9 protein-coding genes are annotated in these 8760 nt (G+C 72.8%); 7 read left to right on the forward strand and 2 right to left on the reverse strand.

Going from position 1 to position 8760, the window contains the following annotated elements:
* Together PLP61_RS11695 and PLP61_RS11700 are read left to right on the forward strand one after the other, a co-directional pair.
* A partial coding sequence (locus PLP61_RS11695; protein WP_324502895.1) for a PHP domain-containing protein occupies nucleotides 1-821 on the forward strand: 821 nt, incomplete at its 5' end.
* A gap of 17 nt (nucleotides 822-838) precedes the next feature.
* Nucleotides 839-1375, forward strand: coding sequence for a M48 metallopeptidase family protein (locus PLP61_RS11700; protein WP_324502896.1), 537 nt, complete (start codon nucleotides 839-841; stop codon nucleotides 1373-1375).
* On the opposite strand, the gene PLP61_RS11705 is transcribed toward PLP61_RS11700, so the two are convergent.
* Nucleotides 1361-1933, reverse strand: a complete 573-nt coding sequence (locus PLP61_RS11705; RefSeq protein WP_324502897.1) for an NUDIX hydrolase — start codon at nucleotides 1931-1933, stop codon at nucleotides 1361-1363. The genes PLP61_RS11700 and PLP61_RS11705 overlap by 15 nt on opposite strands.
* Nucleotides 1930-3237 carry a zinc-dependent metalloprotease gene (locus tag PLP61_RS11710; RefSeq protein WP_324502898.1) on the reverse strand — a complete coding sequence of 436 codons (1308 nt, stop codon included), beginning with the start codon at nucleotides 3235-3237 and terminating at the stop codon, nucleotides 1930-1932. The genes PLP61_RS11705 and PLP61_RS11710 overlap by 4 nt, the downstream gene beginning before the upstream one ends.
* Nucleotides 3238-3295: 58 nt before the next feature.
* Between PLP61_RS11710 and PLP61_RS11715 the strand changes: the two genes are divergently transcribed.
* From PLP61_RS11715 to PLP61_RS11735, 5 genes are read left to right on the forward strand one after another with little or no spacing between them, the layout of a single operon-like run.
* Nucleotides 3296-3733, forward strand: coding sequence for a molybdenum cofactor biosynthesis protein MoaE (locus tag PLP61_RS11715; RefSeq protein WP_324502899.1), 438 nt, complete (start codon nucleotides 3296-3298; stop codon nucleotides 3731-3733).
* A 49-nt stretch (nucleotides 3734-3782) separates the two neighbouring features.
* Nucleotides 3783-4046: a hypothetical protein gene (locus PLP61_RS11720; protein ID WP_324502900.1), complete on the forward strand. Its 264-nt coding sequence runs from the start codon at nucleotides 3783-3785 to the stop codon at nucleotides 4044-4046.
* Nucleotides 4047-4074: 28 nt separating this feature from the next.
* Complete coding sequence (locus PLP61_RS11725; RefSeq protein ID WP_324502901.1) at nucleotides 4075-5127, forward strand: YlbL family protein; 1053 nt, start codon at nucleotides 4075-4077, stop codon at nucleotides 5125-5127.
* Complete coding sequence (locus PLP61_RS11730; protein WP_324502902.1) at nucleotides 5124-5669, forward strand: PPA1309 family protein; 546 nt, start codon at nucleotides 5124-5126, stop codon at nucleotides 5667-5669. Before PLP61_RS11725 ends, PLP61_RS11730 begins: the two co-directional genes overlap by 4 nt.
* Entirely contained in the window at nucleotides 5670-8651 is a 2982-nt protein-coding gene (locus tag PLP61_RS11735) for a UPF0182 family membrane protein (RefSeq protein WP_324502903.1), read from the forward strand.
* The last annotated feature ends 109 nt before the right edge of the window (nucleotides 8652-8760 follow it).

Genomic DNA, 8760 nt, shown 5'->3' on the forward strand with positions numbered 1-8760 from the left:
CCGCCGGCCGCACGCCGGCCCGGCTGGCGGCCCTGGAGCACGAGCACGCCGGCCCGCTTGCCCCCGACGGCCGGGCCGTGCGCACGGCGCTGCGCGGCGACCTGCACACCCACTCCGACTGGTCCGACGGCGGCTCGCCGATCGAGGAGATGGCCTTCACCGCCCTCGAGCTCGGCCACGAGTACGCCGTCCTCACCGACCACTCGCCGCGGCTCAAGGTCGCGCACGGCCTCTCCGTCGAGCGGCTCGCCCGGCAGCTCGACGTCGTGGCCGCCGTCAACGAGCAGCTCGCCGGCAGCGGCTTCACGCTGCTGCGGGGGATCGAGGTGGACATCCTCGACGACGGGGGCCTCGACCAGACCGAGGAGATGCTCGCTCGGCTCGACCTGCGGGTGGCCAGCGTGCACTCCAAGCTGGCCATGGAGCCCGACGCGATGACCCGCCGCATGGTGGCCGCCGTGCGCAACCGGTGGACCAACGTCCTGGGCCACTGCACGGGCCGCCTGGTCACCGGGGGCCGTGGCACCCGGCCGAGCAGCCGGTTCGACGCCCGGGCGGTCTTCGCCGCGTGCGCCGAGCACGGCGTCGCGGTCGAGATCAACTCCCGGCCCGAGCGGCGCGACCCGCCCACCCGGCTGCTGGAGCTGGCCCGCGACACCGGCTGCCTGTTCGCCATCGACTCCGACGCCCACGCCCCGGGTCAGCTGGACTTCCTCGACTACGGCTGCGCCCGCGCCGAGCAGGCCGGGATCGACCCGGACCGGATCGTGAACACCTGGCCCCGCGACCGGTTGCTGCGGTGGTCGAACTCCGCCGCCTGACGCGGTAGCGTCGCAGGGTGTCAAGGAGCCAGGTGGAGGTGCGCCGCTCGAAGCGGCGGCGCCGCACCGTGTCGGCGTACCGTGACGGGGAGCGGGTGGTGGTGATGATCCCCGCCTCGGCGACCCGGGCGCAGGAGGCGGAGTGGGTCGAGAGCATGCTCGCCCGGCTGGAGCGCTCCGAGGCGCGGCGGCGCCCCACCGACGCCGACCTGATGACGCGGGCCCGGCGGCTCAGCGAGGAGTACCTCGACGGGCTGGCGGTGCCGGACTCGGTGCGCTGGGTCGACAACCAGACCAGCCGCTGGGGGTCGTGCACCCCCGCGGACCGCTCGGTCCGGCTCTCGCGCCGGCTTCAGGGGATGCCGGCGTGGGTGGTCGACTACGTGCTGGTCCACGAGCTGGCCCACCTGTTGGAGCAGGGGCACAGCGACCGGTTCTGGGCCTGGGTGGACCGCTACCCGCGCGCCGAGCGCGCCAAGGGCTACCTCGTCGGGTACGCCGCGGCGGCGCACCTGGACCCGCCGGAGGGCGACGGCTGGTCAGCTGTCGACTGAGCGGCGCGCCCGCGCCGAGGCGAGGGCCTCGGCCCACGGCCGCGGGTCGCCGGGAAGCGACTCCACCGGCCACCAGCGCAGGGCCAGGGACTCCGGCGACACCGTGGGTCCGATGGGACCGGTCGCCCGAGCCAGGAACCACACGTCGAGGTGGTGGACGCCGCCGCGGGGGCCGCAGAAGGGCACCTCGTGCTCGTCGAGCCGCAGCGGCACCGGGTCGAGCACCAGCCCGGCGAGGCCGGACTCCTCCTCGGCCTCCCGCCGGGCCGCCCCGGACAGCGTGGTGTCGCCCGGCTCGCAGTGCCCGCCGAGCTGGAACCACCGCCCCGCCTTGGCGTGCAGCGTGAGCAGAGCGTGGGTGCCGTCGGCGGAGAGCACGAGCGTGCTGGCCGTCAGGTGGTCGGGGTAGCAGTCCCGGCTCAGGCCGTCCGGGTGCGCCGCCAGGTGGTCGAGGTAGCGGGCCCGCAGCGCCTCCTGCGCCGCAGACGGCGGCACCCAGGCGCGCAGCACCGCCACCGCGTCCGCGTGCAGGGCCGACGCCGACGACCCGGCGCTCACTCGTCGGGCGGGTTGTCCGGCGCGTCGCCGAGCCGGCCCTCGAGCAGGTCGGCGAGCCCGGCGTCGAACTCGTCAGCGGTGAGCTCCTCTGGAGCCACCGCCCCCTCCCGGAAGCCCAGAGGGTCGTCCAGGTCTGCTGCGGTGGGCAGCAGGTCGGGGTGCATCCAGACGCCGTCGCGGGCCTCGGTGCCCTGCCGCACCCGCAGGGAGCCCCACAGGGTGGAGGCGTCCCGCAGCCGGCGCGGCCGCAGCTCCAGCCCGACCAGGGAGGCGAAGGTCTGCTCGGCGGGGCCGCCGGCCGCGCGCCGGCGGCGTACCGCCTCGGCCAGCTTGACCGCGGCCGGCATCCGCTCGGCGGTGGCCTGGCCGACGACCTCGTCGACCCAGCCCTCGACCAGGGCGAGGGTCACCTCGAGCCGGGACAGCGCCGCCTTCTGGGCCGGGGTGTCCTTCGGTTCGAAGAGTCCGCCCTGGAGCGCCTCCTGCAGGGCGGCGGGGTTGCTGGGGTCCAGGCCGCGCAGCTGCTCCTCCATGCCGCTGGTGTCGATCTCGATGCCGCGGGCGTAGTCGGCCACCGCGTCGATGAGGTGCTGGCGCAGCCACGGCACGTGGGCGAACAGCCGCTGGTGGGCGGCCTCGCGCAGCGCCAGGTAGAGCAGCACGTCGCTCTCCTCGACCTCCAGCCCGGCCGCGAACTCCGCGACGTTGGCCGGGAGCAGCGCGGCCACCCCGTCCGGGCCGAGGGGCAGCCCGATGTCGGAGGCGGCCAGCACCTCGCCGGCCAGCCCGCCGATGGCCTGCCCCACCTGGGTGGCCACCATCAGCCCGGTCGCCTTCTCGATCATGCCCAGGAACGGGCCGGCCATCGACCGGGCCTCCTCGGGCAGCGCGCTGCCCATGGCGCCGATCAGCTGCTGGGCGACCGGCTCCACGAGCACCTTCCACACGCCGGTGGTGCCCACGATCCACTCCGCCCGGCTCCATGCCGCGGCGGTGCTGACCCCGGAGGGGAACCCGGTGGTCTCGTCCAGCCAGTGGTCGGCGAGCCGGACGGCGTCGGCCACGGCGTCCTTCTGCCGGGGGGTGGTCGACGGGTCGGGGGTGCGGGCCACGGTCTTGCGGGCGGTGTCCATCGCGTAGTCCCAGTTGATGATGCCCTCGTGGGGCTGCATCAGCGACTGCATCTGGCTGAAGATCTGCGCGAGGTCGGGCATGCCGCCGGAGCCGGAGAAGAGCTGCTCGAACGGCGTGCCGCGGAACGGGTTCGGCTGCTCCTCGGGACCCTCGCCGGGGTTGCTGGTCATGCCCCCAAGTTACTCGGTCCGCGGTTGCACCCGCCGACACCGCGGCTAGGCTCGGCCGGTGACCTCGACCCCGCCTCCCGTCGTACGCCTGGTGGCCCTGCGTGAGGAGCCCCTCGACGTGGCCGAGGTGCTGGCGGCCCTGGAGGAGGCCGGCAGCGGCGGGCTCACCCTGTTCGTCGGCCGGGTGCGCGACCACGACGGCGGCCGCGGCGTGGTGGCGCTGGACTACTCCGCCCACCCCAGCGCGCTGGACCGGATGCGCGAGGTGTGCAGCCGGGTGGCCGAGGAGTACGCCGTGCACGCGGTGGCCGCGGTGCACCGCACCGGGCCCCTGGCCGTCGGCGACCTCGCCGTCGTGGTGGCCACGGCCGCGGCCCACCGGGACGTGGCGTTCGAGGCCAGCCGCGCGCTCATCGACACACTCAAGGCCGAGGTGCCGATCTGGAAGCACCAGCGGTTCGAGGGCGGCACCGAGGAGTGGGTCGGGACTCCCTGACCCGCGTTTCTCCCCGCCCTGGCCGGTCGGTCTGCCTAGTCTGGCCCTCGTGGAGATCCTGCTCTGGCTGGTGCCGCCGGTCGTGGTCACGGTGGCCGCGATGCTGTGGGTCTCCTGGCTCGAGCGCGAACGCGGGGAGGTCGACCCCGAGGTCGCCGCCGCCCGGATGGGACGGGCGCTGAGCCGGGACCACCGGATCCGCTACGCAGCCCCACCGCCGCCGGCCGGTGACCGCAGCACTGGCGTCGTGGTGCGCACCTCGAGGCCGGCCCAGCCCGCCCCGGAGGCCGACGCCCCCCGCCGCGCCAGCTGAGTTGCCCGCGGGTGAGAGGCTTGGCCGCATGAGTCAGCGCCTGTACGCAGCCGTGCTGGCAGGGGTGCTGCTCTTCGCTCTGGTGGTGGCGGCCAGCCTGCTGCCGCTGCCCTACGTCACCTACAGCCCCGGCATCACGGTCAACGTGCTCGGCAAGCAGGACGGTGAGCCGATCGTGCAGGTCGAGGGCCACCGGTCCTTCCGCGACGACGGCCAGCTGCGGATGACCACGGTCTACGTCACCCAGCCCGGCGGCCGGGTCACCCTGCTGGACGCGATGGAGGCCTGGCTCAGCGACGAGAAGGCGGTCTACCCGTACGACGCGCTCTACGGTCCCGACGAGACGGCCGAGGACTCGCGCACCGAGTCGGCGGTGCAGATGGTCTCCTCCCAGGACGCCGCCACCGCGGTGGCGCTGCGCGAGCTGGGCTACCGCGCCACCCCCGTCGTCGAGGTCCTCGACGTGACCGAGGGCATGCCGGCCGAGGGCCGGCTGAAGGTGAGGGACGTGATCACCCGGGTCGGCACCACCGACGTGCGCACCCCCCAGGACGTGGTCGACGCGCTCCAGGGGGCTCCGGCCGGCGAGCCGGTGGAGTTCGGGATCCAGCGCGACGGCAAGCCGATGACGGTCGAGATCACGCCCACGACCGTCGACGGGCACCCGCGCGTGGGCGTGGTGCCCGGGCCCGGCTACGACTTCCCCTTCGACGTCACCGTCAACATCGACCCCAACATCGGCGGCCCGAGCGCCGGGCTGATGTTCTCCCTGGGGATCTACGACACGCTCACGCCCGGCTCGCTCACCGACGGACAGACCGTCGCCGGCACCGGCACCATCGACCCGACCGGCAAGGTCGGCCCGATCGGCGGCATCCAGCAGAAGGTCGTGGCCGCACGCGACGCAGGCGCCAAGCTGTTCCTGGTGCCGGCCGACAACTGCCAGGACGCCCTGGGCGCCCCGCGCGGCGACATGGAGCTGGTGCGGGTCGACACCATGCACTCCGCGCTCACGTCGGTCCAGCGGTGGGCCGAGGACCCCGGGGCGAGCCTCCCGAGCTGCACGGCGGGGGCGGCATGAGCGCGACCGAGCCCGCCCAGGACACTCCGCTGGCCGCGGTGGTCCGGGAGCTGGAGGCCCACGCCGCCGAGGGCGGCTGGGACCAGCCGGCCCGGCTGTTCGCGCTGGTGGAGACCGCCCGGCTGGTGGAGCAGGAGCCGGCCCTGGCCGACATGGGCCTGGACGACGCGGCGCGGGAGGGTGCGCTCACCGCGGTCGAGCAGGACCCGCTGGCCCCGGAGGAGCCCCTGGAGCAGGTGCTCGAGGAGATCATGTGGCCACCCGACGTGGCCGGCTGCGCCGCGGTGGTGGAGCGGCTGGTGCTGCCGCCGGAGGTGGACGCCGAGCTCCCGGAGGACCCCGGCGAGGCCACCGAGTTCGCCCGTGCGCACCCGCTGCGCCAGGAGGTGCGGATCGTCGCCGGCGCGACACGCGGAGGGACGACGTACTGTGCTCTGCGGCTGCGAAGCCACGACGACGACCGGTCGGTGGTCGGCGGGGAGGACCTGGTGCCGGGGCTGCTGGAGCTGTTGGTGGGGACGTTGCAGGAGGAGTCGATCTAGATGAGTGGGTTCTTCGACGACGAGGTCGAGGCCGCGGACCACGAGCCGGCCGGGTCGGCGCCGCGCCGGTCGCGAGCCCTGCTCTGGACCGCGGTGGTGCTGGCGGGGCTGTTCGTCGCGTTCACCGGGTTCTCCTCCTTCTGGACCGAGCGGCTGTGGTTCGAGTCGGTCGGGTACGGCGGCGTCTTCAGCACGCTGATCTGGACGAGGATCCTGCTCTTCCTGGTGTTCGGCACCCTCGTTGCCGCGGTTGTCGCGGCCAACATGCTGCTGGCCTACCGGTTGCGGCCGATGTTCCGGCCGGCCTCGCCCGAGCAGGTGAGCCTGGACCGCTACCGCGACGTCGTCGCCCCGCGCCGGGTCTGGCTGGTGGCCGGCATCGCCACCGTGGTGGGCATCTTCGCGGGCGCGTCGGCGGCCGGGGAGTGGCGCGCGTTCCTGCTCTGGCGCAACTCGGTGTCGTTCGGGCGCGAGGACCCCTACTTCAAGCGGGACCTGGGGTTCTACGTCTTCGAGCTGCCGTGGCTGCACTACCTGGTCGAGCTCGTCATGGTGGTCACCGTTGTGGCGCTGATCGCGGCGGGTTTGGTGCACTACCTGTTCGGCGGGATCCGGCTGCAGAACAAGCGGGACCGGTTCTCGCCGGGCGCGCAGGCGCAGCTCTCGGCGCTGGTGGGCGTTTTCGTGCTCGCGAAGGCCGTCGGCTACTGGCTGGGCCGCTTCGACCTGCTCACCCAGAAGCACGCGCTGTTCACCGGCGTCAACTACACCGCCGACCACGCCGTCCTGCCGGCGCGCAACATCCTGACGGGGATCGCGCTGATCTGCGCGATCCTGTTCTTCCTCAACGTGTGGCGGCGCACCTGGCTGCTCCCGTCGGTGGGGCTCGCACTGCTGGTGCTCTCGGCCGTCCTGCTCGGGATGATCTGGCCCGGCGTGGTGCAGCGCTTCCAGGTCGACCCCTCGGAGGCCGACAAGGAGGCGCCCTACATCCAGGCCAACATCGAGGCGACGCGGGCGGCGTACAACCTGGAGGACACCGTCGTCGAGCCGTACAGCGGCATCTCCCCCCTGCCTGACACCGAGCTCGCCCGGGCGGCGCTGAACACCCCGGGGATCCGGCTGATCGACCCGCGGCTGGTGCAGCCGATCTTCGAGCAGAAGCAGCAGGTGCGCGGCTACTACTCGGTCGCGCCGGTGCTCGACGTGGACCGCTACGACATCCCGCCCGGCGACGGCAAGGCCCCCATCGAGCGTGACCTGGTGCTCGGCGTCCGCGAGCTCGACCAGGCGGGCCTGCCCGAGAACAGCAAGAACTGGGCGAACCTGCACACCGTCTACACCCACGGCTACGGCATGATCGCCGCCTACGGCAACCAGAAGGCAGCCGACAACGCGCTTCAGGTGACCGGGGACGAGCCGGCCTGGGCGGAGAAGGACATCCCACCGCAGGGACAGCTCACCGACCTGACGCCCGACGGCTACGAGGGGCGGATCTACTTCGGCGAGAAGAGCCCGGACTACTCGGTGGTCGGGAAGGTCGCGGCGGACTCCCCCGACATCGAGCTCGACCTCCCCGGCGGCTCCGACGAGGGCAGCGCGGAGAGCACCACGACGTACGACGGGAAGGCCGGTGTCGACATCGGCAACCTGTTCCACAAGGTGCTGTTCGCGATGCGGTTCGGCGACGGGAACCTGGTGCTGTCCGGGCGGGTCCACGAGAACTCCAAGATCCTCTTCCACCGCAACCCGCGGGAGATGGTGGAGAAGGTGGCGCCCTGGCTGACCGTCGACGAGGACCCGTTCCCCGCGGTCGTGGACGGTCGGGTCGTGTGGATGCTCGACGGGTACACCGCCACCGACCGCTACCCGCTGTCCCAGCTGGGGTCCTTCGAGGACATGACGACCGACTCGCTGGCCCAGAACACCACCTTCCAGACGCTGCCCACCGACGAGATCAACTACATGCGCAACGCGGTCAAGGCGACCGTGGACGCCTACGACGGCACGGTGAAGCTCTACGCCTGGGACGAGTCCGACCCGATCCTCAAGGCGTGGACCAAGGCGTTCCCGGGCACGGTGCTGCAGCGCTCGGAGATCCCCGAGGACGTCTTGGCCCACATGCGCTACCCCGAGGACCTGTTCAAGGTGCAGCGCTACCAGCTGGCGTCCTACCACGTGACCGATCCCAACGACTTCTACGAGCGCAACGACCAGTGGGAGGTGCCGCTCGATCCCGACAAGCAGACCAGCCTCCAGCCGCCGTACCGGCTGACCGTGCAGACCCCCAGCGGTGACGAGGTGCCGACGTTCTCGCTGACCTCGGTCTACGTCCCCGCCAAACGCGACAACCTGGCGGCCTTCCTGTCGGCCGACGCCGCGGCGGACCAGGACGGCTACGGCACGCTGCGGGTGCTGCGGCTGCCGTCGACCTCGCAGATCCCCGGACCAGGCCAGATCGCCAACCTCTTCGCCGCCAACGACGAGATCCAGAACGAGCTGGTCGCCTTCACCCGCACCAACTCCAAGGCGGTCTACGGGAACCTGCTGACCCTTCCCGTCGGCGGCGGCCTGCTCTACGTCCAGCCGCTCTACGCCCTCAAGGAGCAGTCGACGGCGAGCTACCCGGTGCTGAAGTTCGTGCTGGTCTCGCTCGGCAGCCGCTCGGGCATCGGCACCACCCTGGGCGAGGCGATCAACGACGTCCTCGACATCGCCCCCTCTGAGACCCCCAGCCGCCCGCCGGGTGGTGGCGGCGACGGCGGTGGCGGTGGCCAGGGCGGGGAGGAGCAGCCCACCGGCTCGAAGGCCGTCCAGATCCGCCGCCTGCTCAACGCCGCCGACGTCCTCTTCGCCGAGGCCGACAACGCCCTGCGCGCCGGCAACCTGGAGCAGTACGCCGCCAAGGTCGCCGCCGCTCGCGACAAGATCGAGCAGGCCCTCACCCTGGCCAACCAGACCAAGGAGCCCGCCAAGCCCTAGGTTCCGCGCAATTTTGGGTTCCCCGCGGTCCTCACGTAAGGTGGTCGCTACCGACGCGGGGTGGAGCAGCTCGGTAGCTCGCTGGGCTCATAACCCAGAGGTCGCAGGT

Origin of the sequence: Nocardioides sp., assembly GCF_035429765.1 — a bacterium.
GTDB lineage: Bacteria > Actinomycetota > Actinomycetes > Propionibacteriales > Nocardioidaceae > Nocardioides.

Excerpts from the sequence above, each read along its gene's own strand:
- PLP61_RS11710 (WP_324502898.1), bottom strand. The coding sequence starts at position 3,237 with ATGACCAGCAACCCCGGCGAGGGTCCCGAGGAGCAGCCGAACCCGTTC.
- PLP61_RS11725 (WP_324502901.1), top strand. The coding sequence starts at position 4,075 with ATGAGTCAGCGCCTGTACGCAGCCGTGCTGGCAGGGGTGCTGCTCTTC.
- PLP61_RS11730 (WP_324502902.1), top strand. The coding sequence starts at position 5,124 with ATGAGCGCGACCGAGCCCGCCCAGGACACTCCGCTGGCCGCGGTGGTC.
- PLP61_RS11735 (WP_324502903.1), top strand. The coding sequence starts at position 5,670 with ATGAGTGGGTTCTTCGACGACGAGGTCGAGGCCGCGGACCACGAGCCG.